This is a genomic window from Plantactinospora sp. B5E13 (genome assembly GCF_039871775.1).
Taxonomy (GTDB): domain Bacteria; phylum Actinomycetota; class Actinomycetes; order Mycobacteriales; family Micromonosporaceae; genus Plantactinospora.
In genome coordinates this window covers 42408-68396 of the sequence record NZ_JBDPLT010000004.1, presented here as the reverse complement: position 1 = coordinate 68396, position 25989 = coordinate 42408, and the positions used below count along the sequence as shown (strand labels likewise).

At 72.2% G+C, this 25989-nt stretch carries 23 protein-coding genes; 13 read left to right on the top strand and 10 right to left on the bottom strand.

The window, feature by feature from the left end:
• Window positions 1–50 precede the first annotated feature (50 nt).
• Window positions 51–1775 (top strand): DEAD/DEAH box helicase, encoded by a 1725-nt coding sequence (locus ABGB05_RS05475; RefSeq protein WP_347652039.1) that lies wholly within the window; start codon window positions 51–53, stop codon window positions 1773–1775.
• 277 nt (window positions 1776–2052) lie between these two features.
• Here ABGB05_RS05475 and ABGB05_RS05470 read toward each other — a convergent pair whose 3' ends face one another.
• Window positions 2053–2286: a hypothetical protein gene (locus ABGB05_RS05470; protein WP_101371992.1), complete on the bottom strand. Its 234-nt coding sequence runs from the start codon at window positions 2284–2286 to the stop codon at window positions 2053–2055.
• 244 nt (window positions 2287–2530) lie between these two features.
• The gene (locus ABGB05_RS05465; RefSeq protein ID WP_347652038.1) at window positions 2531–4171 is read right to left on the bottom strand and encodes an RNA polymerase sigma factor; all 1641 of its coding nucleotides are present in this window, start codon (window positions 4169–4171) and stop codon (window positions 2531–2533) included.
• 290 nt (window positions 4172–4461) lie between these two features.
• Between ABGB05_RS05465 and ABGB05_RS05460 the strand changes: the two genes are divergently transcribed.
• Window positions 4462–5286: an inositol monophosphatase family protein gene (locus ABGB05_RS05460; protein ID WP_347652036.1), complete on the top strand. Its 825-nt coding sequence runs from the start codon at window positions 4462–4464 to the stop codon at window positions 5284–5286.
• A 121-nt stretch (window positions 5287–5407) separates the two neighbouring features.
• Here ABGB05_RS05460 and ABGB05_RS05455 read toward each other — a convergent pair whose 3' ends face one another.
• The gene (locus tag ABGB05_RS05455) at window positions 5408–5947 is read right to left on the bottom strand and encodes a LytR C-terminal domain-containing protein (protein WP_347652035.1); all 540 of its coding nucleotides are present in this window, start codon (window positions 5945–5947) and stop codon (window positions 5408–5410) included.
• Window positions 5948–6371: 424 nt separating this feature from the next.
• Here ABGB05_RS05455 and ABGB05_RS05450 point away from each other — a divergent pair, with 424 nt between their 5' ends.
• The gene (locus ABGB05_RS05450) at window positions 6372–6668 is read left to right on the top strand and encodes a DUF4193 domain-containing protein (protein ID WP_203861001.1); all 297 of its coding nucleotides are present in this window, start codon (window positions 6372–6374) and stop codon (window positions 6666–6668) included.
• Window positions 6669–6803: 135 nt separating this feature from the next.
• The gene (locus ABGB05_RS05445; protein WP_347652033.1) at window positions 6804–7691 is read left to right on the top strand and encodes a hypothetical protein; all 888 of its coding nucleotides are present in this window, start codon (window positions 6804–6806) and stop codon (window positions 7689–7691) included.
• Window positions 7692–7762: 71 nt separating this feature from the next.
• Here ABGB05_RS05445 and ABGB05_RS05440 read toward each other — a convergent pair whose 3' ends face one another.
• The gene (locus ABGB05_RS05440) at window positions 7763–8263 is read right to left on the bottom strand and encodes a DUF3093 domain-containing protein (RefSeq protein WP_347652237.1); all 501 of its coding nucleotides are present in this window, start codon (window positions 8261–8263) and stop codon (window positions 7763–7765) included.
• A 103-nt stretch (window positions 8264–8366) separates the two neighbouring features.
• Between ABGB05_RS05440 and dut the strand changes: the two genes are divergently transcribed.
• From dut to ABGB05_RS05420, 4 genes are all read left to right on the top strand, one after another.
• On the top strand, window positions 8367–8903 hold the full coding sequence (gene dut / locus ABGB05_RS05435; protein ID WP_347652032.1) for a dUTP diphosphatase: 537 nt from the start codon (window positions 8367–8369) through the stop codon (window positions 8901–8903).
• A 107-nt stretch (window positions 8904–9010) separates the two neighbouring features.
• Window positions 9011–9748, top strand: coding sequence for a DUF3710 domain-containing protein (locus ABGB05_RS05430; protein WP_347652031.1), 738 nt, complete (start codon window positions 9011–9013; stop codon window positions 9746–9748).
• Between the two features lie 166 nt (window positions 9749–9914).
• Window positions 9915–10295: an OB-fold nucleic acid binding domain-containing protein gene (locus ABGB05_RS05425; protein WP_347652030.1), complete on the top strand. Its 381-nt coding sequence runs from the start codon at window positions 9915–9917 to the stop codon at window positions 10293–10295.
• A 43-nt stretch (window positions 10296–10338) separates the two neighbouring features.
• The gene (locus ABGB05_RS05420; protein WP_347652029.1) at window positions 10339–11043 is read left to right on the top strand and encodes a DUF3159 domain-containing protein; all 705 of its coding nucleotides are present in this window, start codon (window positions 10339–10341) and stop codon (window positions 11041–11043) included.
• 42 nt (window positions 11044–11085) lie between these two features.
• Here ABGB05_RS05420 and ABGB05_RS05415 read toward each other — a convergent pair whose 3' ends face one another.
• Both ABGB05_RS05415 and ABGB05_RS05410 read right to left on the bottom strand, forming a co-directional pair.
• Window positions 11086–11781, bottom strand: coding sequence for a TrkA family potassium uptake protein (locus ABGB05_RS05415; protein ID WP_347652236.1), 696 nt, complete (start codon window positions 11779–11781; stop codon window positions 11086–11088).
• Entirely contained in the window at window positions 11778–12443 is a 666-nt protein-coding gene (locus tag ABGB05_RS05410; protein ID WP_347652235.1) for a TrkA family potassium uptake protein, read from the bottom strand. Before ABGB05_RS05410 ends, ABGB05_RS05415 begins: the two co-directional genes overlap by 4 nt.
• Before the next feature lie 244 nt (window positions 12444–12687).
• On the opposite strand from ABGB05_RS05410, the gene ABGB05_RS05405 reads away from it, so the two are divergent.
• The gene (locus tag ABGB05_RS05405; RefSeq protein WP_347652028.1) at window positions 12688–14769 is read left to right on the top strand and encodes an APC family permease; all 2082 of its coding nucleotides are present in this window, start codon (window positions 12688–12690) and stop codon (window positions 14767–14769) included.
• Window positions 14770–14795: 26 nt separating this feature from the next.
• Complete coding sequence (locus tag ABGB05_RS05400; protein ID WP_347652027.1) at window positions 14796–16199, top strand: TRAM domain-containing protein; 1404 nt, start codon at window positions 14796–14798, stop codon at window positions 16197–16199.
• 24 nt (window positions 16200–16223) lie between these two features.
• Here the strand turns inward: ABGB05_RS05400 and ABGB05_RS05395 are convergent, their stop codons facing one another.
• From ABGB05_RS05395 to ABGB05_RS05385, 3 genes are all read right to left on the bottom strand, one after another.
• A complete protein-coding gene (locus ABGB05_RS05395; RefSeq protein WP_347652026.1) occupies window positions 16224–16712 on the bottom strand; it encodes a hypothetical protein in 489 nt (162 codons plus the stop codon).
• 64 nt (window positions 16713–16776) lie between these two features.
• Window positions 16777–17556, bottom strand: coding sequence for an RNA ligase family protein (locus ABGB05_RS05390; protein WP_347652025.1), 780 nt, complete (start codon window positions 17554–17556; stop codon window positions 16777–16779).
• Between the two features lie 98 nt (window positions 17557–17654).
• A complete protein-coding gene (locus ABGB05_RS05385; RefSeq protein WP_347652024.1) occupies window positions 17655–17912 on the bottom strand; it encodes a hypothetical protein in 258 nt (85 codons plus the stop codon).
• A gap of 335 nt (window positions 17913–18247) precedes the next feature.
• Here ABGB05_RS05385 and dxs point away from each other — a divergent pair, with 335 nt between their 5' ends.
• A complete protein-coding gene (gene dxs, locus ABGB05_RS05380) occupies window positions 18248–20287 on the top strand; it encodes a 1-deoxy-D-xylulose-5-phosphate synthase (RefSeq protein ID WP_347652023.1) in 2040 nt (679 codons plus the stop codon).
• A gap of 150 nt (window positions 20288–20437) precedes the next feature.
• On the opposite strand, the gene ABGB05_RS05375 is transcribed toward dxs, so the two are convergent.
• Entirely contained in the window at window positions 20438–21586 is a 1149-nt protein-coding gene (locus tag ABGB05_RS05375; RefSeq protein ID WP_347652022.1) for a hypothetical protein, read from the bottom strand.
• A 399-nt stretch (window positions 21587–21985) separates the two neighbouring features.
• Between ABGB05_RS05375 and ABGB05_RS05370 the strand changes: the two genes are divergently transcribed.
• Complete coding sequence (locus ABGB05_RS05370) at window positions 21986–23929, top strand: hypothetical protein (RefSeq protein WP_347652234.1); 1944 nt, start codon at window positions 21986–21988, stop codon at window positions 23927–23929.
• The gene (locus tag ABGB05_RS05365; protein ID WP_347652021.1) at window positions 23926–25932 is read left to right on the top strand and encodes a hypothetical protein; all 2007 of its coding nucleotides are present in this window, start codon (window positions 23926–23928) and stop codon (window positions 25930–25932) included. Before ABGB05_RS05370 ends, ABGB05_RS05365 begins: the two co-directional genes overlap by 4 nt.
• Window positions 25933–25989: the final 57 nt, after the last annotated feature.

Below are 25989 nucleotides of genomic sequence, written 5' to 3'. Positions count from 1 at the left end.
GCGTTTCCGTGTGGGGGTCGGATTTCCGTCGTCGGAGGGGAGTGTGCTGCGTGGGAGCCCGGCTGCCGACCATCGAGTCGTTCCCGGCGCTGCGCGCATGGCAGCGCAAGGCGTTGGTGGAATATCTGCGACGCCGCTCCGAGGACTTCCTGGCGGTGGCGACACCCGGCGCCGGTAAGACCACCTTCGCGCTGCGCATCGCCGCAGAACTGCTCGCCGACGGCACCGTCGAGGCGGTGACCGTGGTCGCCCCGACCGAGCACCTGAAGACCCAGTGGGCCCAGGCGGCCGCCCGGATCGGCATCCAGCTCGACGCGGCGTTCCGCAACGCCGACCTGCACTCGTCGGCGGACTTCCACGGGGCGGTGGTCACGTACGCCCAGGTCGGCATGGCGCCGCAGGTGCACCGTCGACGGACGATGACCCGTCGGACCCTGGTGATCCTGGACGAGATCCACCACGCCGGAGACTCCCGTTCCTGGGGCGACGGTGTCAAGGCGGCCTTCGAGCCCGCCGTACGACGCCTGATGCTCACCGGTACGCCGTTCCGGTCCGACGACAACCCGATCCCGTTCGTGACGTACGAGCGGGGCACCGAGGGACTGCTGCGGTCCCGGGCCGACTCGGTGTACGGCTACTCCGACGCGCTCGGCGACGGTGTCGTCCGGCCGGTGATCTTCCTCGCCTACTCCGGGGAGACCCGATGGCGGACCAGTGCCGGGGACGAACTCGCCGCCCGGCTGGGCGAACCGATGACCCAGGACCTGATCGCCCAGGCGTGGCGTACCGCGCTCGACCCGGCGGGTGACTGGATGCCGCAGGTGCTGCGGGCCGCGGACGCCCGGCTGCAGGTGCTGCGCGCCGGCGGGATGACCGACGCGGCCGGGCTGGTGATCGCCACCGACCAGCAGGCCGCCCGGTCGTACGCCCGGCTGATCGAGCGGGTGACCGGCGAGAAGGCGGTGGTGGTCCTCTCCGACGACCAGGGCGCCTCGGACCGGATCGCGGCCTTCTCCGCCTCCGAGCAGCGTTGGATGGTCGCGGTGCGGATGGTGTCCGAGGGGGTCGACATCCCCCGGCTCGCCGTCGGGGTCTACGCGACCAGCGCCTCCACCCCGCTCTTCTTCGCCCAGGCGATCGGCCGGTTCGTCCGGGCCCGCCGGCCGGGGGAGACCGCCTCGGTCTTCCTGCCCAGCGTGCCGCACCTGCTCGGGCTGGCCAGCGAGATGGAGGCCGAGCGGGACCACGTACTGGGGGCGCCGAAACAGCGCGAGGGGTTCGACGACGACCTGCTGGAACGGGCGCAGCGTACCGAGCAGGCGAGTGGGGAACTGGAGAAGCGGTTCGAGGCGCTCTCCGCGACCGCCGAACTCGATCAGGTGATCTTCGACGGTGCGTCCTTCGGTACCGCCGCCCAGGCGGGCACTCCGGAGGAGGAGGAGTATCTGGGTCTGCCCGGCCTGCTCACCGCAGACCAGGTCGCCACCCTGCTGAACAAGCGGCAGGCGGAGCAGTTGGCCGCCCAGCGGCGTCGCCGGCAGACCGGTGAGCCGGCCCCGGCCCCGCAGCCGGCCGCCCGGCCACTCAGCGCGGCGGAACGTCGGGTCACGCTGCGCCGTCAGCTCAACGCCCTGGTCGCCGCGCACCACCACCGTACGGGACTACCGCACGGGAAGATCCACGCGGAGTTGCGCCGACGGTGCGGGGGGCCGCCGAGCGCCCAGGCGACCATCGAACAGCTCGAGGAGCGGATCGCCACCGTGCAGAGCCTCTAGGGGACTCGGGTGGATCCGGGTCGTCCGGATCAGATTCCGCCGCGGTGGCGGTACGGGCGGAGTGGTTGGCTCCGTTTCCGGCGCACGGGCTGAACGGTTCGTTTCGGGACGCGCCGGGCTGAACGGTGCTTGTCGTGATCGTTGCTGCTGATGAACGGTGCGTCGTGTGGAACGCCGCCGCTGGATGGTGGTTGCCGGACGGGGAGCCGATCCAGGGGAAGAGACGACCGGAGGTGCCCGGTCTGGGCACCTCCGGTCACGTATGTCCCTGGATTGATCAGTTCGCCATCAAATCGGCACCACGCCAGCTGAATTCCGGGTCAACCGCGTAGCGTACCGTGATCTTGACCAGATCCTCGGCGTACTTGTTCGCGTGATGCCCACAGAACACCAGTTCGCTCCCACCCGCGAGGGTGATCCGGAGCTTGCCGGCAGCGTTACAGCGGTCGCACCGTTCATCGGCGGCTGGGGGAGCCACCGTCTCGGGCGGCGGCGTGAGGGTCGGGGTCATCGCCTTCCTCCTGCGGTCGTCACCGATGAACACTCTCGTCGGTCATTGCTCACCTATCGTGCAACACCCTTGTGGGGTGTGGCCTTCCCAGTGTGCCCCCGGGGGACCGATGTCACACGTGGTAGAGACAGTGTGCCGTGCAACCAGGGTGCCACGTCAACGATCACGGGTGGGAAACCGACCGGCCAGCACTGGTCGATATACGTCCGGTGATCAAAGCGACACGACTGGTTGACTTTTTGGATCAGTCGAGATAATCCCGGAGGACCTGCGAGCGCGAGGGATGCCGCAACTTCGACATCGTCTTCGACTCGATCTGCCGGATCCGCTCGCGGGTCACCCCGTACACCTGACCGATTTCGTCCAGGGTCCGGGGCTGTCCGTCGGTGAGCCCGAAACGCAGCCGTACCACGCCCGCCTCACGCTCGGAGAGGGTCTGCAGCACCTGCTGGAGCTGATCCTGGAGCAGTGAGAACGACACCGCGTCGACCGCGACGACCGCCTCGGAGTCCTCGATGAAGTCGCCGAGCTGGCTGTCGCCCTCGTCGCCGATGGTCTGGTCCAGGGAGATCGGTTCCCGGGCGTACTGCTGGATCTCCAGCACCTTCTCCGGTGTGATGTCCATCTCCTTGGCCAGCTCCTCCGGGGTGGGCTCGCGGCCCAGGTCCTGGAGGAGTTCGCGCTGGATCCGGCCGAGCTTGTTGATCACTTCGACCATGTGCACCGGGATGCGGATGGTGCGGGCCTGGTCGGCCATGGCCCGGGTGATCGCCTGGCGGATCCACCAGGTGGCGTAGGTGGAGAACTTGTAGCCCTTGGTGTAGTCGAACTTCTCGACCGCGCGGATCAGGCCGAGGTTGCCCTCCTGGATCAGGTCGAGGAAGGCCATGCCCCGCCCGGTGTACCGCTTGGCGAGCGACACCACCAGCCGCAGGTTCGCCTCCAGCAGGTGGTTCTTGGCCCGCTCGCCGTCTCGGGAGATCCACAGCAGGTCGCGCTGCATCTCCCGGACCAGCTTCTCCTCGCCCTCCTCGGCGGCGCGCAGCCGCTCGGCGGCGTAGAGGCCGGCCTCGATCCGCTTGGCGAGCTCGACCTCCTGCTCGGCGTTGAGCAGCGGAACCTTGCCGATCTGCTTCAGGTAGGCCCGGACCGAGTCCGCGGAGGCGGTCAGCTCGGCATCCCGCCGGGCCTGCTTGAGCGCCTCCGACTCCTCGTCGTCCCACTCGAAGTCGTTGTCGGTCGCCGCGTCGGCGGCGTCCGCCTCGGCCGCCTTGGCCAGCTCGGCCGGCTCGTCGACGACCACGTCCTCGATCTCGGCGGCGAGTTCCTCGGGATCGATGTCGCCGTCTCCCGGGCCGTCCGGGTCCAGGTTCTTGCCGGCGGTCGCCTTGGTGGCCTTGGCCGGGGCGCCGGCCGCCTTGGCGGCCTTGGTGCCCCTCCCGGCGGCCTTGGCGGGCGCCTCGCCGGACTTCGCGGTCACCTTGGCGCCAGTGGTCGGCGACCCGCCGTCGGCGGCGAGGGCGGGCTTACGGGCCGCGGGCTTACGCGCCGCGCCGGTCCCCTCGTCGGCCGCGGGCGCCTGCTTCGGTGCCGGCGGAGCCGACTTCTTCGTCGCCTTGGCGGTGGTCGCCCGGGAGGCGGGGGTGGCGGAACGGGCGGCGGCGACCCGACGACGGGTGCTCGCCGAACCGTCGACCACCACGGTCACCCCGGCGTCCGAGAGCGCACGCAGGATCTTCTTGGCCTGGGCCGGAGTCACCTCAGCAGACTCGACAGTGCGCGCCAGCTCGGCCGACGTGAGCTGGCCGCCGGCGTTCCGCGCGTGGGCGATCAGGGTGTCGGTGAGCGAGCGTACGTCGGCGCCGATGTGGCGGGGTTCTGTCACGAATGACCTTCCGGAGGCGATGGAGCGAGCACGGCCGGTTTCGGCCGGCGCAGCGCGGAGCGTCGTGCCGGGCCGATGTGGTTGAGGAACCCCCGTGTCCCGGGCCGGCCGGTGCTCGGCGGTCCGTGGCGCGTGGGCAGGCGTGAATTGTAACGCCGTCTGCGGCGATCATCCTGCGCCGCACGCCGGAGAGGCGGTCGGGGGCTACCGACTCGATACATGTGTGGACTTTGTAAGGATGATACTCGCGGTCGGGGCAGCACGTCACAGGCGTGCGGGAAGGGGACGTCATGCGGGTCGGAACGCCGGCTCCCGAGGAACTGCTGAAGATCGCGGTCGAGATCGCCCGGCAGGCGGCCCAGACCGCGCGCCGGATGCGGGCCGAGGGAGTGTCCGGAATCTCCACCAAGAGCACCGCGACCGACGTGGTCACGGCCGCCGACCGGGCGGTCGAGCGGGAGGTGGTGGCGGCGCTGCGAGACCTGCGGCCCGACGACACCGTGCTGGGCGAGGAGTACGGCGACACCGCCGGCTCCGGTCCGGTCGACCCGGAGTCCGTACGGTGGATCCTGGACCCGATCGACGGCACCGTGAACTACCTGTACGGCCTACCCAACTACGCGGTCTCACTGGCCGCCGAGGTTGGCGGCGAGGTGGTCGCCGGAGTGGTGCGCAACGCGGTCACCGGTGACGAGTGGACCGCCACCCGGGGCGGGGGCGCCTACCGGGACGGCCGCCGGCTGCACGGCTCGACCGAGAGTGATCTGGGCCAGGCGCTGGTCGGCACCGGCTTCGGCTACGACCCGGCCCGGCGGGCGCACCAGGCCGCCGTACTCGGCGGGCTGATCACGTACGTCCGGGACATCCGCCGCTTCGGGGCCGCCTCCATCGACCTGTGCATGGCGGCCGAAGGGCTGGTCGACGCGTACTACGAGCGGGGCCTCAACCTCTGGGACCACGCGGCCGGCGGGCTGATCGCCGCCGAGGCCGGCCTACGGGTCGCCGGACTGGCCGGGGCGCCCGCGGGACGAGAGCTACTCATCGCCGCGCCGCCGGCGCTGTTCGCGCCGTTGCACGACCGGCTGGCCCGGCTCGGTGTCACGGACGGCCCGTAACCGTCGGCGACCCGGTTCGGCTGCCCTGGACCACCGTCGTCCGTCCGGGACCACCGTCGGATCCCGGGTCGTGCGGACCGCCGCCCCGGTGCGGCACCGGGGCGGCGGCAGGTGGGTCGGCTCAGGTCAGGTTCGGGTCGGCGCAGGTCCCGTCCGGCAGCTGCGGTCCGCCGCTGCCCTGGGCCAGCGCCTGGCTCACCTCGGTGATCGTGGCGAGCTGCTTGAAGTCGCTGCCGATCACCACGTCCACCACGTCGTCGGTGCGGTCGATCTGGAAATCGGGCGTCGCCTCGTTCAGGAAGTACGCCTTCAGCACGTGGTAGGAACCGAGGCCCTTCGGGCCGAACCGCAGTACGGCGACGTCGTCGACGCCCTTGTTCTTCGGCTCGTTGCCCGACTTGAGCACCTGGAACTGCCGGTTCTGGAAATCGGTCTTCACCGAGTTCGCCAGCCCCTGGGTGTCGGTCGCGTTGTAGACGTTGATCTTGATGTCCTTCGGCAACCGGAGTCGGGTGTCGGCCAGCTTGGCACCGGGCGGGCAGGCCTCGCCCGCCTCCTTGCCGGCCTGGGTGTCCCGGACCAGCGTGACCGCGACGAAGACCACGGCGACCACTGCGAGCACGCCGACGACGACGAGGGCCCGGACGCGCGCGAAACTCATCTAGTTGGCTCCCCGAAGCTCGTCTGTGACAGAAACCGGCGGGCCGACGCCGGTCGGCCGCCGTTGGCTACCGAGTATGCCGGGGGCGCCGGGCGTTGTCCGACCGGGTGTGGAAACCGGCGGATCCGTCGGCGCGCCGACGACGATCGGCCGACCACTGACCCTATCTTCGTGTCGCCTGAGTCACATTGGGAACAACTCCGGGCGCTCGGACGTACAAGCATGCCGCAGGGACGGTATACATGCCTCGCCCGAAGGGGGGTAAGGTACCCCGCTCGGCGGGGGAAGTTCCGCCCGGCGACCCGCGACCCGGACCTGCGCCGGGGCGGGTAACCGGAAGTGACGGCCGGCCAGCGGGAACCGAAACAGCGTCTTCCGGCGTTACAACCGGAAGCGACTATATCGATATGGGAGAGTGAAACCGATGGCCACCGACTACGACGCCCCGCGTCGCGACGAGGTCGACCTCGGCGAGGACAGCCTGGAAGAGCTCAAGGCTCGGCGGGTCGACTCACAGTCGGCTGCCGTGGACGTCGACGAGGCCGAGGTCGCCGAGAGCTTCGAACTGCCCGGTGCCGACCTGGCCGACGAGGAGCTCACCGTCAAGGTGCTGCCGATGCAGTCGGACGAGTTCCGCTGCGCGCGCTGTTTCCTCGTACACCACCGCAGCCAGCTCGCGGTGGAGCGCAACGGCGAGCTGATCTGCCGCGAGTGCGCCTGAGTTCCTCGGGGGGAGGGGCGGCGACCTCCACGGACGGGGGTCGCCGCGCACGATTCGAGGTGCGACGCGGGCGGGTAGCTGCTTGACTCGATCCGCGCGGTGCCACCGGGCCCCGCGCAGGCGCGGGAGGTCACGATGAGCGGTTCCGACCCGGCACCGGAGAGCCCGGCACCGGCCGGGTGGTCCGGGCCGGACGAGCCGGCGGCGGCCCCGCCCGTCGCCGCCGACCCCGGTACGACGTCTGACCCTGGTGCGACCTCTGAGCCTCGTGCGACGACCTCGCCTCCGGCGGACGGCGCGACACTCGGCAGGACCGTCGGCGCGCTCGCCGACGACGAACTCGACCGGGCCGGCCGCCGACGGATCTTCGGCCGGCTCGTCGACCAGGTACGGGTGCGGGGCGGAAGGCGGCTACTCAAGCCGAAGACGGCGCTGCGCTGGTTGACCGACGTGGTCGCCGAGATCGCCCCGCACGTGCCGATCCGGGACCGGGAAACGCTGCTGCGGCACTTCGACGGCCTGGACGGCGACGTGCTCGCCGAACGACTGGTCCGGAACGCCACCAGGGCGACCGCCGGGGTCGGCGCCGCCGGCGGAGGCGTGGCGGCGGTGGAGTGGGTGGCCACTCCGACGTTGCTCTCGGCACCCGTCCTGCTGGCCGCCGAGACCGTCGCCGTGGTCGCCATCGAGCTGAAGCTGATCGGCGAGCTGCACGAGGCGTACGGCGTCAGGCTGCCCGGCGGTGGCGGCCAGCGCGCCACGGCGCTGCTCCGGTCCTGGGCGGCGCAACGGGGAGTCAATCCGCTGCTGCCCGGGGTGGGTGTCGGTGCGGTGCTCGGCACCGCGGCCCGCAACGAACTGCGGGACCGGCTGCTGCGGCGCTTCGGACGCAACCTGACCACGCTCGGACCGTTCCTGACCGGCGCCGCGGTGGCGGCCTTCCTGAACGGCCGGGCCACCCGTGGGCTCGGCAACCGGATCCGGGAGGACCTGCGTGAGCGCCCGCCGGCGATCGGACGGTGACGGTCGGGCACACCCCAGAACGGTCGGGCCACACCCCACAACGGCCGGGGTCGGCGCCGACCGTCGGACGGTCAGCGGGTCGCGGTCTCCCCGGACGACGCGTCGCGGGCGGCCAGGACGGCCTCGGCGAGCCGGACCGGGTGACGGGAGCTGACCACCCAGTACGGGGTCGGGTCGGCGGGATCGTCCAGCACCACCTGGACGGCGCCGGCGACCCAGGGGCGCTGCACCACGAACGCGAGCGGGTCGGCACCGACCCCGAGCACCTCACGCCGGCCTTCGGCGTCCAGGGCGAGCACGTCCGCGACGTACCGCAGCGGCAGTCGGGCGTCGTCGACCAGGAACTCGCCGTCGTGCACCGCGACCCGGATCCGACCGAGCCAGCCGAGCCCGACGACGGCGAGCGGCAGCAGGACCGCGAACGGCAGCCAGGCCCGGACCCCGGTCCCGCCGAGCCAGAGCTCCAGGGCGAGCAGCGCGGCCACCCCGATGCCGGCCAGCCACCACCACCACGGCAGACTCAACCGTTCGGCGTACCCGGCGCGGGCGGGTACGACGGCGGAATCCGCCACGGTGGGATCCGCCACGGTGGGATCAGGACTCGTCGGGGCCACGCTGTGAGGGTACGGCGCGGCGCGACCCGTTGACCCGGCAGGATGGGGGGACCACCGCCAGATGGCTCCGTGGGACCTCCAGGAGAGTGACAACGTGACACACGTGGTGCCCGTACCGGTCCGGCGGCTCGACCCGGACCTGCCGATGCCGTCGTACGCACATCCCGGTGACGCCGGAGCCGACCTGGTCTCCGCGGAGGAGGTCGAGATCGGGCCGGGGGACCGGCGACTGGTCCGGACCGGGGTCGCCATCGCCCTGCCGGAGGGGTACGTCGGGCTGGTCCATCCCCGGTCGGGCCTCGCGGCCAGGCTCGGTGTGACCGTGCTCAACGCGCCCGGTACGGTCGACGCCGGTTACCGTGGCGAGATTCTGGTCAACCTGATCAACCACGACCGGGTCCGGCCGGCGAAGATCTCCCGGGGTGACCGGATCGCGCAGCTCGTGGTGCAGCGGGTGGAGCGGGCCGAGTTCCGACTGGTCGACGAGCTGCCCGCCTCCGCTCGTGGGGAGGGCGGGCACGGCTCGACCGGCGGGCACGCCGACCTGGTCACCGCGTACGACCCGAGCGAGGAAACTGAGGGGGCGGTCGGCCGGTGACCGCGCGTACGCGCCTCCGCGGCGGTTCCCACCGTCCGCGGTGTTCCCACCCGGCGTCAGCGCCGACCCGTCCCGCAGCCGTGAACGGAAGGTAGCAGGTAAGGACGATGATCTTCTCCCGAGGACGCGGCGGTGGGCGCCACGCCCGCGACGAGCGGTCGGACCGGCCGACGGCCGACACGCAGGACCTGGCCACCGGCGTCGGGGCCGACCGGCGGTCGGGCGGCCCGTACGACAGCGCCGAGTCGGCTCCCGACGTACCGCGGCTCGACCTGGGCAGTCTGCAGATCCCGGCCGTACCCGAGGTCGAGGTGCGGGTCCAGGCCAATCCCGACGGCGTCATCCAGCAGGTCGTCCTGGTGCACGGCGAGAGCGCCCTGCAGCTGGGCGTCTTCGCCGCGCCCCGCTCCGAGGGCATCTGGGACGAGTGGCGGGAGGAGATCCGGACCTCGCTGGCCGCCGACGGTGTGCTGGCCGAGGAGGACGAGGGCGACCACGGCACCGAGTTGAGGGCACGGGTCCGTACCCCGGACGGTGGTGTCGCCGACCTGCGGTTCGTCGGGGTCGACGGGCCGCGCTGGATGGTCCAGGGGGTCTTCCAGGGGCGGGCCGCGAGCGACCCCGCGGCTGCCGCGCCCCTCGCCGCCTGCCTGGACGGGTTGGTCGTCGACCGGGGCAAGGAGGCGAAGCCGGTGCGGGAGCCGTTGCCGCTGCGGCTGCCGAGGGATCCCGGGACCGGCGTCGACGGGGCGGAGGCGGCCGGACCGGTGCCGGACGGCGCGGTCAACGGAGCGGTGTCGGGCCAGCAGACGCCACGGCGTGGTGAGCCCGGCCGGGCCGGCTGAGGGCACGTCGCGACCCGGATCCCGTCCGGGGGTCCGGGTCGGCCGAGGCAGCCCGGCCGCGCCGACCGGCCGGACCGGATCCGGCGTACGCTTGCGGGGCGGCTGTCGACCAGCCGCGTCGAGTGGACGCGCCGACCGGGCGCGCCGGGGAGGGTGACACCGGGTCATGGCGACCGACCAGGGCCGGACGTCGTTGCGAGGCTTCCTGCAGCGGCTGACCGCGAGCGAGGCCGAGATCGAGGCGGAGGAGCTGCAGCGGGAGAGCGCCGAGGTGGGCGGCATGCCGGCCCGGCAGTGCAGCAGGGGTCAGGTGGTGTGCGTGTCGGGCCGGCTGCGCACGGTGGTCTACACCCCGCGCACCAACCTGCCCACGCTGGAGGCGGACCTCTACGACGGCAGCGACATCGTGACGCTGGTCTGGCTGGGCCGCCGGCACATCGCCGGCATCGAACCGGGGCGGCATTTGACGGCTCGTGGTCGCGTGGCGGTCCGGGATGACCGTAAAGTCATCTACAACCCGTACTACGAGCTGGAGCTGCCGCGATGAGGGTGTCGACCGGCGCCGCCAGCCGCGACCGGAAGACGCCCAGATGACAGCTGGACAGCCCCGCACCGACAAGACGGAACGTACGCCGGCCGCCGGCCCGACCGGGCCGGACGAGCCGCTGCCCAGCCTGACCGAGCAGATGGCCGAGCAGCTCGGCGGCTGGCGCGGGATGGTCGAGTCCAGCATCCCGGTGCTCGTCTTCGTGGTGGTCAACATCATCGGCGAACTGCGGCCCGCGGTGATCGCCGCGGTGGCGGTCGCGGTGGCGATCGCGGGGCTGCGGCTGGCCCAGCGGCGGCCGATCCGACACGCGGTCAACGGGCTGTTCGGCATCGGAATCGGCGCCCTGATCGCCTGGCGGACCGGTGACGAGCGGGACTTCTACCTCCCCGGCATCCTCTACGGCTACGCCTACGGCGTGGTGCTGCTCGGCTCCGCGGCGCTGCGGCAGCCCCTGGTCGGCTGGATCTGGTCGATCATCGCGGCCGGTGGGCGGTCGGAGTGGCGGCAGAATCCCCGACTGGTCCGGACCTTCACCTGGCTCACCGTGCTCTGGGGTGTGGTCTGGATCCTCAAGGTCGGCGCCCAGCACGCCCTCTACGTGGCGAACATGACCACGGCGCTCGGCGCCGCGCGCCTGGCACTGGGTTATCCGCCGTACGCCCTGCTGCTGGTGATCACCATCTGGGTCGTCCGCCGGGTGAACCGGCGGGAACCGGCGGTACCGACGGCGACCGTCGTCAACTGACCGGCGACGGGACAGCACCGTCACCGGTCGGTGGGGACGTGTTCAGCGGGTCCGACGGGTCCGTTCGACGCTGTCCGCACCGAGGATCACCGCGCGCACCTCGTCCTCGACCTCGGCGGTGCAGACGAAGATCAGCTCGTCGCCGGCCTCCAGCGGATCGTCCGGGCTGGGCACCAGCACCCGCTTGCCGCGCAGGATCGCGACCAGCGCGGAGTCGCGGGGCAGCGGTACGGCGTGGATCGGGTGGCCGACGTACGGGGCGGTCGGCGGGAGGGTGATCTCGACGAGGTTCGCCTCACCCTGCCGGAACGTCATCAGCCGGACCAGGTCGCCGACGGTGACCGCCTCCTCGACCAGCGCCGCCATCACCCGCGGCTTGCTGACCGCGACGTCGACACCCCACTGGTCGGTGAAGAGCCACTCGTTCTCGGCCCGGTTGACCCGGGCGACCACCCGGGGCACCGCGAACTCGGTCTTGGCCAGCAGCGACAGCACCAGGTTGACCTTGTCGTCGCCGGTGGCGGCGACGACGACGTCGCAACTGGCGATGTCGGCCTCCTCGAGGCTGGTCAGCTCGCAGGCGTCGGCCAGGATCCACTCGGCGGCCGGGACCCGTTCCGGGCGGAGCATCTTCGGCTTCCGCTCGATCAACATCACCTGGTGGCCGTTGTCGATCAGTTCCTGGGCGATCGAGCGGCCCACGTTGCCGGCGCCGGCGATGGCGACCCGCATTCTCAGCGCCCTCCTTCCGGCGGCAGGCTGGCCACCCTCGTCACCTGGTCGGCGATGTCGTCGGTGACCAGCATGGCGAGCTGGTCACCCTCCTGCAGCACGGTCGAGCCGGTCGGCAGCGCGGCGATGCCGAACCGGGTCAGGTACGCGACCCGCGCGCCGGTCGCCTCCTCCAGCCCGCGTAGCGGTCGACCGATCCAGTCGTCGTGCAGCGGCACGTCGATGATCGACACCGTGCTGGTCGGGTCGCGGAAGATCTCCACGTGCCCCTCCGGCACCAGGTGCCGGACGATCCGGTCGGCGGTCCAGCGGACCGTGGCGACGGTCGGGATGCCGAGCCGCTCGTAGACCTGGGCCCGCTTGGGGTCGTAGATCCGGGCCACCACCCGCGAGACGCCGTAGGTCTCCCGGGCCAGCCGGGCGGAGATGATGTTCGAGTTGTCGCCGCTGGAGACGGCGGCGAAGGCGTCGGCGCGTTCGATGCCGGCCTGGCGCAGCACGTCACCGTCGAAACCGGCACCGGTGACCGTGATGCCGCCGAAGTCCGAGCCGAGTCGGCGGAACGCGTCGGCGTCCTGGTCGATGACGGCCACCGAGTGGCCGCGCGACTCCAGGCTGTCGGCCAGCGACGAGCCGACCCGTCCGCAGCCCATGATCACGACGTGCACGTACGTCCTCCCGGGTGACCGCGCGACCTGCCCGCCGCCGTCTGACGGGCTCACCATGAGCGTGCCATGTGGCCCGGCTCCGCCGCCGCCCGACTCCCCCGTCGACCGGTGGGGGAGCGGAGGCCACGCCGGCTGGGAGAGACATCCCGGTTTGGTGCGGAGAATCCCGTGTCACCCGGCTCAGTCCAGAAGATCGGACCCACCGGTCGGTCGACGCGGCGGGGCAGCCGTACCCTTAGCCCTTGTGGCCAGTCCCGCCTCGCTGTTGAAGCGCCTGCTCCTGGGCCGACCCTTCCGGTCGGACAAGTTGCAGCACACGCTGCTGTCCAAGCGCATCGCGTTGCCGGTCTTCGCCTCGGACGCGCTCTCCAGCGTCGCGTACGCCCCCGACGAGATCCTGCTGACGCTCTCCATCGCCGGTACCTCCGCCTACCTGTTCTCGCCGTGGGTCGCCCTGGCCGTGGTGGTGGTGATGCTGACCGTGGTGGCGAGCTACCGGCAGACGGTGCACGCCTACCCCTCGGGTGGCGGCGACTACGAGGTCGCCACGGTGAACCTGGGTCCGAAGTTCGGCGTCGGGGTGGCCAGCGCGCTGCTCGTCGACTACGTGCTGACCGTCGCGGTCTCGGTCTCGTCCGGGGTGGCCAACCTCGGTTCGGTGCTGCCGTTCGTCTCCGAACACCGGGTGATCATCGCGGTCACCGCGGTGATCCTGCTCACCGCGGTGAACCTGCGCGGCCTGCGGGAGTCCGGCACCGCGTTCGCCATTCCGACGTACGGCTTCATGATCGTCATCGTCGGCATGATCCTCACCGGCCTGGTCCGGGTCTTCGTCCTCGGCCACGACCTGAAGGCACCCAGCGCCGACCTGGTCGTCAGTGCCGAGCACGCCGACATGACCGCGTTCGCCATGATCTTCCTGCTGCTGCGCGCCTTCTCCTCCGGCTGCGCCGCGCTGACCGGTGTCGAGGCCATCTCCAACGGCGTACCCGCGTTCAAGCCGCCGAAGAGCCGCAACGCGGCCACCACCCTGCTGCTGCTCGGGTCGGTCGCGATCGTGATGATCCTGGGCATCATCTGGCTCTCCCGGCTGACCGGCCTGCAGTTCATGGAGAACCCGGCCCGCCAGCTCGAGCAGGGGCCGGCGGACTACGTGCAGAAGACCGTCACCGTCCAGCTCGGCCAGACCATCTTCGGTGACAACGTCCTGCTCTTCGTGGTTGCCGGCGCGACCGCGCTGATCCTGTTCCTGGCCGCCAACACGGCGTTCAACGGTTTCCCGGTGCTCGGCTCGATCCTGGCCCAGGACCGCTACCTGCCCCGGCAGCTGCACACCCGGGGCGACCGGCTGGCGTTCTCCAACGGCATCATCTTCCTCGCGGTGGCGGCGAGCCTGCTGATCGTCGCCTTCCAGGCCGAGGTGACCCGGCTGATCCAGCTCTACATCGTCGGCGTCTTCGTCTCCTTCACGCTCTCCCAGGCGGGCATGATCCGGCACTGGAACCGGCTGCTGCGTACCGAGCGGGATCCGCAGGCCCGGCGGCGCATGATCCGGTCGCGGGGCATCAACACGTTCGGGGCGGGGCTGACCGGGACCGTCCTGGTCATCGTCCTGATCACCAAGTTCCTGCTCGGTGCCTGGATCGCGATCGCCGCGATGGCGGTGATCTACGTGGTGATGCTCGCCATCCGGCGGCACTACGACCGGGTCGCCGCCGAGCTGACCCCACCCGAGGGCCGCCCGGTGCTGCCCGCCCGCAACCACGCGATTGTGCTGGTCAGCAAGGTGCACCAGCCGACCCTGCGGGCTGTCGCCTACGCCAAGGCGACCCGGCCGGACACCCTGACCGCGTTGACCGTCAACGTCGACGAGAACGACACCCGGGCCGTGCAGGCCGACTGGGAGCGCCACGGCATCAGGGTGCCGCTGACCGTGATCGACTCGCCGTACCGGGAGATCACCCGCCCGATCCTCGACTTCGTCGCGTCGGCCCGTCGGGAGTCACCGCGCGACGTGGTCACGGTCTTCATTCCGGAGTACGTCGTCGGCCACTGGTGGGAGAACCTGCTGCACAACCAGAGCGCGTTGCGGATCAAGGGCCGACTGCTGTTCGAACCGGGGGTGATGGTGACCAGCGTGCCCTGGCAGCTGGAGTCCAGCGCCCGCAAGAACCTGGACCGGTTCGACGCCACCCTGAGCCGTGGACCGGCCCGGGGGCCACGCGGTGCCACCCTCGGCGACCTGGTCGCGCCGTCCCGCCGACCCGACCGGGACATCACCGATCCGCCGCCGGCTCCCGGCCACGACGCGGCCGGACCCCGATGAGCACCGGCGCGAGCCCACGTTCCACCGTGGACCCGACGGGGGGTGCCGGCGGGCCGTCACGTCCCGCCGACCCGGCGGGTTCCGGTGGACGGCCACGTCCCGCCGACCCGTCCGGGCCAGGCGAGGCGGAACGGGTCGAGCTCACCATCGGCCCGGTGGCGCACGGCGGGCACTGCGTGGCCCGGCTCGACGGCCGAGTGGTCTTCGTCCGGCACACGCTGCCCGGCGAGCGGGTCGTCGCCGAGATCACCGAGGTACGCCGGGACTTCCTCCGGGCCGACGCGGTCGAGGTACTGGAGGCAGCGCCGGAGCGGGTCGAGCCGCCCTGCCCGTACGCCCGGCCAGGCCGGTGTGGCGGCTGCGACCTGCAGCACGTCGCGCCGGACGCACAGCGGGCCTGGAAGGTGGACGTGGTCCGCGAGCAGTTGCTGCGACTCGGCGGACTGAGCCCGGCGGAGGTCGACGCGCTGGACGTCCAGGTGCAGGCGCTGCCCGGCGGGCAGCTGGGCTGGCGGTCCCGGGTCCGGTACGCCGTCGACGCCGCAGGCCGGGCCGGTCTGCTCAAGCACCGCTCGCACGAGGTGGTGCCGATCGACCGCTGCCTGATCGCCCACCCGGCGATCCAGGAACTGCCGGTCCTCTCGGCGGACGGGCGGCGGTGGCCGGACGCCGACGCGGTGGAGGTGATCGCCTCCACCGGTGGCGACGTGGTGGTCCGCGCCCTGCGGGACGGCGGTCTGGTCGCCGGTGGCGACCTGGCCGAGCCCGACGTCCGGACCGGGCCGTCGCACGTCGTGCCGCGATCGGCGGACGGTACGCCGTCGCCCGGGATCTCGGGCACCGGCGCGGCGACGACCGGGACGGTACGGGAGCACGCCGTCGGCCGGACCTGGTGGTTGCCACCGGAGGCCTTCTGGCAGGTGCACCCGGCCGCCGCCGACACCCTGACGGCGGCGGTGCTCGACCTGCTGGACCCGCGAGAGGGCGAGTCGGCCTGGGACCTCTACGGCGGCGCCGGCCTCTTCGCGGCGGCCCTGGCCGACCGGCTCGGGCCGACCGGACGGGTCACCGTGGTCGAGTCGGCACCGGCGGCGGTCGACGCCGCCCGGGAGAACCTGCGCGACCTGCCCCGGGTCGAGATCGTCCGGGCGTCGGTCGGCCCGGCACTGGCCCGGCGGCGGATCATCGGCCCGGTGGACCTGGTGGTGCTGGATCCGCCCCGGTCCGGGGCCGGCGCCGCCGTCGTCCGGGACGTCGTGGCCGCCGCCCGGCGGGCCGTCGCCTACGTCGCCTGCGACCCGGCGGCCTTCGCCCGGGACGTCCGCACGTTCCGGGCCGCCGGTTGGCGGCTCGCCGCGCTGCGGGGCTACGACCTCTTCCCGATGACCCAGCACGTCGAGTTGGTGGCCCTGCTGGTCCCCGGCGTGTGAACGGCGGGGACCACGTCCCCCCTGTCAGTTGTCGAACCAGAAGACGATCCGGACATCCGCCGGGTCACCCAGGCCGGACAGGGCGGCGAGTCGATCGAAGTACCGCCGCCCCAGGAAGTCCCGCAGCGTCAGATGCGCACCCTCGCCCTCCGCGGCCAGGGCGGCACCATCTCCGTCCCGGGTGACGCGCCGGTCCCAGAACACCTGGTCGTAGTCGTAGCCGAGCAGCTCGGCCAGGGTCAGCCACGAGGCGTGGTGTACGTCGCGGCCCCACGCGTCATGCTCGACCCGCACCTCCAGCGACACGTCGCCCGGCAGTCCCCGCGGGCTGGCGATCACCGGCGAGCGCGAATAGTTGCGTACGTCGGCGAGGAAGCCGAACAGGCGGTAGTCGAAGTCCGGAAACACCTCATCGCGGTCGTTCTCGTCCGCCCGGTCCGGGAACAGGTTCCGTGCCCACCGCCACCCGCCCCCGGTGCGGACCTCCGCGTACGACCAGATGTCACATCCCATCGCCAGTGCACTCCTCTGGTGCGGTGCCGATGTGTCGGACCCGGCGGACGAACGGCCGCGAACGCTACCGGGCGCCGCGTCGCTTCAACGTCCGCTCGTAGTCCTGGAACCGGGCCTTGGCGATCGCCGAGCGGGTGGCCGACCGCAGCACGATGCCCTCCGCCCGTCCCGGCGGGCCGTCCAGCGCCACCCGGGTCTGCGGCAGGTACTCCCGGAGCAGCTGGTACGTCTTGTCGAGGTCGGTCGGCAGGTCCGCCGCCTCGAGTACGTCGAGCCGGGGCACGATCTCCAGTCCGTCGACCCCGGCGGTGCTCAGCAGCGCCGACTCGTCCAGGAACCGCTGGCCGCCGCTCTCCCGCCAGGACGAGAGCTGCTGCGCCGGCCAGTCCAGCAGTTCGGCGTAGTCGTCGACGACCGCCACGTCGAACAGCCGGGCTCCGACCGTGCGGCTCGCGGTGTAGTGCTTGCTGGCGCCGGTCACCTTCCCGCCGTAGACCTCCAGGTAGCGGACCACGATCCGGTCCCCGTCGACCGGCGGCAGCCGCTCGGCTATCGGACGCAGCGCGTCGACGATGCCGAGGGCCGGGTTGGCGATCAGGTCGCCCCGGGCGTGCAGCAACTCCTCCCGGCTGCCGATCAGGTAGCTGCCGTCCGGCAGCGAGACGATCCGACCGTTCGTGCCGTCGACTTTCTCGGTCAGGCTGACCCGGCCAGTGAACCGCACGGTCTCCTCGAGCAGGCCACCGTTGCGCGGGTCGAGTGTGTGGTAGGTCGGGATCGACGGGTACTTGGTCATCGAGTTGACGGCCCGCAGATCCGTGTTGCGCACGTTGAAGCTGGACATCTCGGCCCCCGTGTTCGCCTGCCGTTGACGGTCAGGTCTACCTAACGAGACGCGGGCCGCCGCCGGCAACACAAATATCCTGAGAGCCTCGTGGGCGATCAGGGCGCGACGGGCGCGGGCACCCCGGAGCGGATCGAGGCCGCCTCCGAATCGCGGCGGGTTGCCCGGGCGGCCGCCCGGTCCCGCAGCCGGATCCAGGCGACGATCAGGAGAATTAGCGGCAGCAGGGGCAGGGCGACGACCAGGACGACGATCGCGGCGAGAAGCTGTCCGGCGGCGTACCGGCCGGAGACCCGAGAGCGTCGGCCGGGGGAGGCGGGGGACGGGGAATCCTGGGGAAGATCGGCAGGCGGCATGGCGAGACCTTAGGGGAGGGTCGGAATACCGGCCATACTACGGCCCTTGGGGGCTTCTGCCCGATTTTTCGTTCGTTCGGTGGAGGTACGGGCGGCCACTCGCCGTACCGATGTGTCAACTGATCGCGACGGTGCGCCGTCCGGTCAACGGGACTCTGCCGATCGACGGGCCCGGCCGGGGCCATCCCCCGATCCGGCGTCCCCGTATCGGCTGCCCGGCTGCGGGTCGGGCCGGTCCCGATAGACTCAGCGGCTATGAGCCTGCGTAGGGAGCGACTGAGCCAGCCCACTGCCGTGCGGCCCGATACCCCTGCCGAACGGGGCGAGGTGACGGCATGAGCGTGGAGGAGGAGACCATTCCCACCGGACGGATGCTGAGCGCGGTCCGCAGCCCGCAGGACGTCAAGCGGATGACCGCCGAGGAGCTGGCACTGCTCGCCGCGGAGATCCGGGACTTCCTGGTCGCCAAGGTCTCCCGCACCGGCGGACACCTCGGCCCCAACCTCGGTGTCGTCGAGCTGACCCTCGCCCTGCACCGGGTCTTCGACTCGCCCCGGGACCGGCTGCTCTTCGACACCGGTCACCAGGCGTACGTCCACAAGATCCTCACCGGTCGGCAGGAGGGCTTCGACCAGCTGCGTCAGCGCGGCGGGCTCTCCGGCTACCCGAGCCAGGCCGAGAGTGAGCACGACCTGGTCGAGAACTCGCACGCCTCGACCGCCCTCTCCTACGCCGACGGGCTCGCCAAGGCGTACGCGCTGCGCGGCGAGTCGCGCAGCGTGGTCGCGGTGGTCGGCGACGGGGCACTCACCGGCGGCATGTGCTGGGAGGCGCTGAACAACATCGCCGCCGCCCGCAATCCGCTGGTGATCGTGGTCAACGACAACGGCCGGTCGTACGCGCCGACGATCGGCGGACTCGCCGACCACTTGTCGACGCTGCGGCTCAACCCCGGCTACGAGAAGGTCCTCGACACCGTCAAGGAGGCGCTCGGCTCGACCCCGCTGGTCGGCAAGCCGATGTACGAGGTGCTGCACGCGGTCAAGAAGGGCATCAAGGACGCGGTCGCCCCGCAGGCGATGTTCGAGGACCTCGGCATCAAGTACCTCGGCCCGGTCGACGGGCACGACGTCGCCGCGGTCGAGTCGGCGCTGCGCCGGGCCAAGGGCTTCGGCGGGCCGGTGATCGTGCACGCGGTGACCCGCAAGGGCCTGGGCTACCGGCCGGCCGAGGAGGACGACGCCGACTGCCTGCACGGCCCGAGCAGCGCGTTCGACGTGCAGACCGGCAAGCTGCTGGCCGCCCCGTCGGTGAAGTGGACCCATGTCTTCGCCGACGAGCTGGTCAAGGTTGCCGACGAGCGGCCGGACGTGGTCGGCATCACCGCCGCGATGGCCGAGCCGACCGGGATCGCCTCGCTGGCCCGCAAGTACCCGGAGCGGGTCTACGACGTGGGCATCGCCGAGCAGCACGCGGCCACCTCGGCCGCCGGGCTGGCGATGGGTGGCCTGCACCCGGTGGTCGCGGTCTACGCCACCTTCCTCAACCGGGCCTTCGACCAGGTGCTGCTCGACGTCGCGATGCACAAGCTGCCGGTGACGTTCGTGCTGGACCGGGCCGGCATCACCGGCCCGGACGGGCCGAGCCACTACGGCATCTGGGACATGTCCGTCTTCGGGGTGGTGCCCGGGCTGCGGATCGCCGCGCCCCGGGACGCCGCCACGCTCCGGGCCGAGTTGCGCGAGGCGGTCGCGGTCGAGGACGGCCCGACGCTGCTGCGCTTCCCGACCGGTACGGTCGCTGCCGACCTGCCGGCGATCCGCCGGGTCACCGCCCCCGACTCGGTTTCCGGCGGGGTGGACGTGCTGGCCGAGTCGGCCCGCACCGATGTACTGCTGGTCGCGGTGGGCGCCTTCGGGCAGCTCGGCGTCGAGGTGGCCGCCCGGGTCGCGGAGCAGGGCTACGGCGTCACCGTGGTCGACCCGCGCTGGGTCCGGCCGGTTCCGGCCGAACTGGTCACCCTGGCGGGGGCGCACCGGCTGGTGGTCACCGTCGAGGACGGGGTACGCGCCGGTGGTGTTGGTGACGCGCTGGCCAAGGCGATGCGCGACGCCGACGTGCGGGTGCCACTGCGGGACCTGGGCGTGCCGTCGGTCTGGCAGCCGCACGGGACCCGGGCGCAGATCCTCGCCGACCTGGGGCTGACCGCCCAGGACGTGGCCCGGAACGTCACCGGCTGGGTCTCCCAGCTCGACGGCGAGTCCATCGCCCCGGTCCGGGTGACGGCGGACCCCGAGGCGACCGGCGGGCGGGCGGCCGCGAACGGCGACCAGAACGGTCAGCGGGTGACCAAGGGCCGCAACGGTCGCGGCTGAACCAACCAGGGTGGCCGCAACGGTCGCGGCTGAACCAACCAGGGTGGCTCCGGCCACCGTTGTCGACCTGATCGAAGGGGCCCGGCCACTGGCCGGGCCCCTTCGGCACACGGAGACGGCGGCGTCGCCGGGACGCGCGGCCGGGCGCGGTCAGTCAGGGCTGACCGAACGTTGGGTGGTCTTGTCCGGGGCGATCAGCCTGAAGGTCGCCTGGGTGGCCGGCTTGTCCAGCACCGCCAGCCCGGGTCGGTCGACCCGACGTACCGTGTCCGGTGGCGGCACAAGGCTGCTGTCCGCGGTGTTCTTCCAGGTCAACACCACGACCGGGCGGGCCAGCGGTACGACGTACAGTTGCAGCGGCTCGACCCGGTCGGCGGCCGACACCGCCGGCGGAGCGCCGCCGGGGCGGATCACGGCCGCGGTCATCATCCCCTCGTCGGTGCGCCAGGTGAGTTCGTCGAGCCGGGCCGGTTGCCCGGCACCGTCCAGGTCGACCTCGCCGAGGGTCCGGGTCGCGACCCGGTCGATCGGCCAGGACGCCGGTACGGACTCCAGGCTCGGCCGGTCGTGGACCCGGTGGGCGATGCTGCCGAACGGCCCGGTCCGGTCACCGAGTGCACAGGTGTCCAGGCCTTCCAGCGCCCGGCCGCCCGATCCGGTGTCGTCGCCGACCAGCGGGTACCGGGGCCCCGGGGTGTTGGTGCCGAGGTCGAGGAGACGTTCGGCGGCCTTGCCGTTCGGCAGTGACTCGCTGGGCCGCAGCCGGGCGGTGACCGTGACGGCGGTGCAGGACGGTACCGGCACCGGGCCGGTCAGCCCGTCGGTGACGGGCAGTGGGTTCCGGTTCGGGTCGAGCAGCCGGTCCACCCGGGCCGAGACGAGGTAGCGCCGGCCGGACGGCAGTTGCAGAGGGAGTACGTCGGAGTAGACCAGGTAGCCCGGCTCGGTGTACTCGACCGCCCGCTCCACGGTGAAGCGGTCGCCGTCGCCGGTCAGCTGCAGCAGCCACGACGCCGACTCGCCCGGCACGTCCGCGGCGACGAACGCCCGCCGCGCCTTGTCGAGTTCGCCGAGCCAGAGGATGCCCGAGGTCGGCAGGTGCACGCGGTCGTCCACCGGTGAACGCCACCCGTCCACCGCCTTCGCGACCGCGGCGGTCGCCTGTGGATCCGTGGCGAGGTTGCCCCGGGCGGGCCACACCGGCAGGGTGCCGTCGAGCGTGTCGTAGCCGACCCGCAACGCCACCGCGGGCTCGGTCGGGATCGTGCCGCATCCGCCCACGAGGAGCGCGGCAGCCACCGCCACACCGGCCATCGCGCGCCGCGTCACCGCGGGCCGCGTCGCTCCGGGACGCCAGACTCCGCGCCGGGTCACTCCGGGCAGTGTCGTTGCGCGCCGTGTCACTCCGAGACGAGGGACTGAGCCCACCCCTGTGCCCCCGATCCGTCTCAGCTGACTACAGATGCCACATCCTACGAGATCTCGGACGCCCGCCGGGCGACACCCGGGAAACGTGGACCGATCGGGTCGGCGCGCCGTACCACCCCGACGCCCGGCCCGCCCGCCTGACGGTAACCAGCAGCCCAGGCGCCCGGGACCCCGGACATACTCCTGTAGACTCCGCCGACTGTGACGCTTGCCGCACCACGTCTCGAAACCACACCGGATCCGGGGGCCACCGAGTCCGGCGGGCGGACGGTGACCGGAGCCGACGCGGGTGCGGCAGGTCCCGGCGCCGCCGCGTCGACCGGACCGGGCCACGACGCCGACGACGGTGCGACGGCCGGCCCCGGAGCGGGCCCGACGGCCGACGCCCCGGCCGACCCGCGACCGGCCCGCGCCGGCGAGGAGCCGGGCACGCCGGACCGGAACACCGGCAGCGGTACGGACCGGCCGCCCCGCTGGCCCACCTGGCGGCGTGACCTCGCGGTGTACGGCGCCTTCCTGCTCGCCGCGCTCTGGGTGACCAGCCAGATCTGGCTCGACCCGGCCGGCCGGGTGGCCGCGCTCTACAGCAGCGACCCGGCCCAGGTGCAGTACTTCCTCGCCCACTCGGTCCGGGTGGTGCTGCACGGCGAATACCCGTTCTTCACCGACCGGCTGAACTATCCTGACGGCGTCAACCTGATGGCCAACACGGCGATCCTGGGGCTCGGCATCCCCATGATCCCGGTGACCCTGCTCTTCGGACCGGCCGTCTCGTTCGTGGTGCTGGTGACGCTCGGCCTCGCCGGCACCGCCTCCGCCTGGTATTACGTCATCTCCCGACACCTGGTCCGGGCGCCCGTCGCGGCGATCGTCGGCGGCTGGTTCTGCGGGTTCTCCCCGGCGATGCTCTCGCACGCCAACTGGCACCCCAACATCATCTCCCAGTTCCTGCTGCCGTTCATCGTCTGGCGGGTTATGGTGCTGACCCGCTCCACCCGCCCGGTCCGGGACGGGGTGATCCTCGCACTGCTGGTGACGTACCAGGCGTTCATCAACGAGGAGATCCTGCTCTTCACCGCGCTGGCCTGCGGCGTCTTCCTGACCGCCGTACTGGTGCAGCAGCCGGGCCGGTGGCGGGCGGCGTGGCGGCCACTCCTCGCCGGACTGGCGGTCTGCGCCGTACTCGCCGGGGCGCTGCTGGCGTACCCGCTGTACGTGCAGTTCGCCGGCAGGCAGGCGTACCACGGGCTCAGCGACGCGGTCCGGGACTACGGCAACGACATCGCCGCGTTCTTCGCGCCCGGGTCCACCACCCTCGGCGGCAACGAGCGGGCGAACCTGGATCTCGCCCCGAACTACTCCGAGGAGAACGCGTTCTTCGGCTGGAGCCTGACACTGCTCGCCGTCGCGGTGGTGGTCTGGCTCCGCCGTGAGGTGGTCATCCGGGCGCTCGCCGCCACCGGCCTGATCTTCGCGATCCTCTCCCTCGGCGAGCGGATCTCCTGGTGGAACCGGGGAGCGTTCTGGGGGCCGTGGGAGGTGCTGGTCAAGGCGCCACTGCTCGACGCCGTCGTACCGACCCGGTTCGGGCTGATCACCTCTGTCGTGATCGGACTCCTGCTCGCCCTCGCCACCGACCGGGCCTGGGCGATGCGGCCCGCCGACCAGCGTACGGTCCGGACGGTGGTGGTGACCGCGCTGGTCGTCGCCCTGCTGCCGATCCTGCCGCTGCCGTTGCGGGAGGTCAGCCGGCCGCCCGTACCGGACTTCATCACCTCCGGGCAGTGGCGGCCGTACGTCGGCACCGACCAGACGCTGGTGCCGGTGCCGATCCCGGCGATGGGACACACCAACGGCATGCGCTGGGCCGCCTACACCAACCTGGACTTCAAGATCCCGGGCGGTTACTTCCTGGCCCCGCGCAACGGCAACACCGGTGACCCGGGCCGGTTCGGCGGTCGCCCCAGCGGCCTGAGCGCGATGCTGGACCGGGTCTCCACCACCGGCCGGCCGGTGACCCTGACCGACCGGCAGCGTCGTCGGAGCCTGGACGAACTGCGCCAGTGGCGGGCCGCCATCCTGGTCCTGCCGGTCCGGCAGGCCAACGTCGAGGCGCTGCGTCGTACCGTCGACCAGCTCGCCGGACCCGCACAACGGGTCGACGACGTGTGGGTGTGGGACATCCGGCCCCTGACCAGCCGTACCGTCGGGTGAGCGGGCCGGGACGACCTGACGGGGCCGCGTCGAGGAGCGCGGTCGCCACCGACGTGCCGACGGCCGGCCACCCGTCCGACTCCGATCGTCCCGACCGGCTCCGCCGGCTTCCGCTGGTTGGTCGACTCTGCCGGCTTCCGCTGGTCGACCGGCTCCGCCGGCGGCGCGGCCCGCTGCTGGACACCGTGGTCGTCCTGTTCCACCTGGCCGTCGCCGGCTACGTCACCGCCGGGTTGTGGCGGCACCGGGACCGGATGACGTACGCCGACAACGACATGATGCTTTTCGAGTGGATGCTCGCCCGGGCCGCGCGTGCGGTCACCGAGCTGGAGAACCCGTTCTACAGCACCGCCTTGAACGCGCCGGACGGGGTCAACCTGATGGCGAACACCTCGGTGCTGGGGTTCGGCCTGCCGCTGGCCCCGGTGACGCTGCTGTTCGGCTCGCAGACGACGTACCTGCTCGCCGTGGTGCTCTCCCTGGCCGGCACCGCCACCGCCTGGTACCTGTTCCTGTCCCGACGGCTGCGCACCGGCCGGGTCGGCGCCCTCGTCGGAGGGCTGTTCTGCGGATTCGCCCCCGGGATGATCTCGCAGGCCACCGGGCACCTGCACATGATCGCGCAGTTCCTGGTGCCGGCGATCCTCGCGGTGGTCTTCGACCCCCGCACCGACCGGGTGCTCCGGCGCGGCGTCCTGCTCGGGCTCCTCGTCACGTACCAGGTCTTCCTCGGCGAGGAGGTGCTGGTCTTCCTGGTCCTCGCCTGTGGACTGTTCACCCTCGGCCACGTGGCCGCCGCCCCTCGGGACGTACGCCGGTTGGCGCCGGCCTTCCTCGGCCGGCTCGGGATCGGCGCGCTGACCGGGTCGGTGCTGCTGGCGTACCCGCTCTGGTTCCAGTTCTTCGGACCCGGGCACTACCGGGGGCTGCCCTTCGACCCCGCCGGCTACGCCCTGGACCTGGAGTCGTTCACCACCTCCGCCCGACAGTCGATCACCGGCTTCGACTCGGTCCCCGGCCTGCTCTCGCCGAACCCGACGGAGGAGAACTCCTTCTTCGGGCTCCCGCTGATCGTGCTCTGCGTGGTGATCGTGATCTGGCAGTGGCGTCGGTCGATGGTCCGGGCCCTGGCGCTCTGCGGGGTGGTCTTCGCCATCCTGTCGCTCGGCCGGGACGTCCGGCTGGGCGGGCAGCTGCTCGACGTACCCGGTCCGTACCGGCTGGTCGCCGAACTGCCCCTGCTCGACCTGGCGGTCCCGGCACGGTTCCCGCTGATCTGCGTACCGGTCATCGGCATCCTGTTGGCGGTCTCCCTCGCCGAGGTCCACCGACGGCCGGTGCCGGCAGCGACCGACGCGGTGCGGGCGGCCGACGCGATGCGGGCGGCCGGCGCCGACCAGCCGGACGTGGCGGCCGACGTCGGTCGGCCCGAGCCGGCGGACGCGGCCGACCGGCCGGTCCGGGAACGGACGCCGGTCCGGCTGCTCTGGACCGGCGCGGTGGTCGCCGCACTGCTGCCGTTGGTGCCGGCGCCGCTGCGGACCAAGCCGGTCTGGCCGGTGCCGGAGTTCGTCGCGAGCGGCCAGTGGCGGGCGTACGTCCCACCGGGGCGGACCCTGGTGCCGGTGCCGCCGACCACCGGTGGTGAGGCGACGGCCGGAATGTACTGGTCGGCCCGGACCGGCCTGGCGTTCACCGCCCCGGGCGGCTACTTCATCGGCCCCGCCGGCCCGGACGATCCGCAGGGCCGCTGGGGCTCACCGGACCGCCCCACCGCCGTGCTGCTGGACCGGGTCGCCTTCACCGGCGAGGTGCCGGTGATCGGCGACGCGGAACGCCGACAGGCGGTCGAGGACCTGCGACACTGGCGGGCGGCGATCGTCGTGCAGGGCGGTCTGCACCGGGGCGCGCCGGTCAAGGAGACCCTGGACAGGCTCCTCGGCCCGGGTCGGGAAATCTCCGGCGCCTGGGTCTGGGACGTGCGCCCGCTCGTCGGCGGCTGACCCGGCGCGTCGGGCGCCGAGTGGTGGGGCAGGGCCCCGTCCCGACGTTTCCGGTAG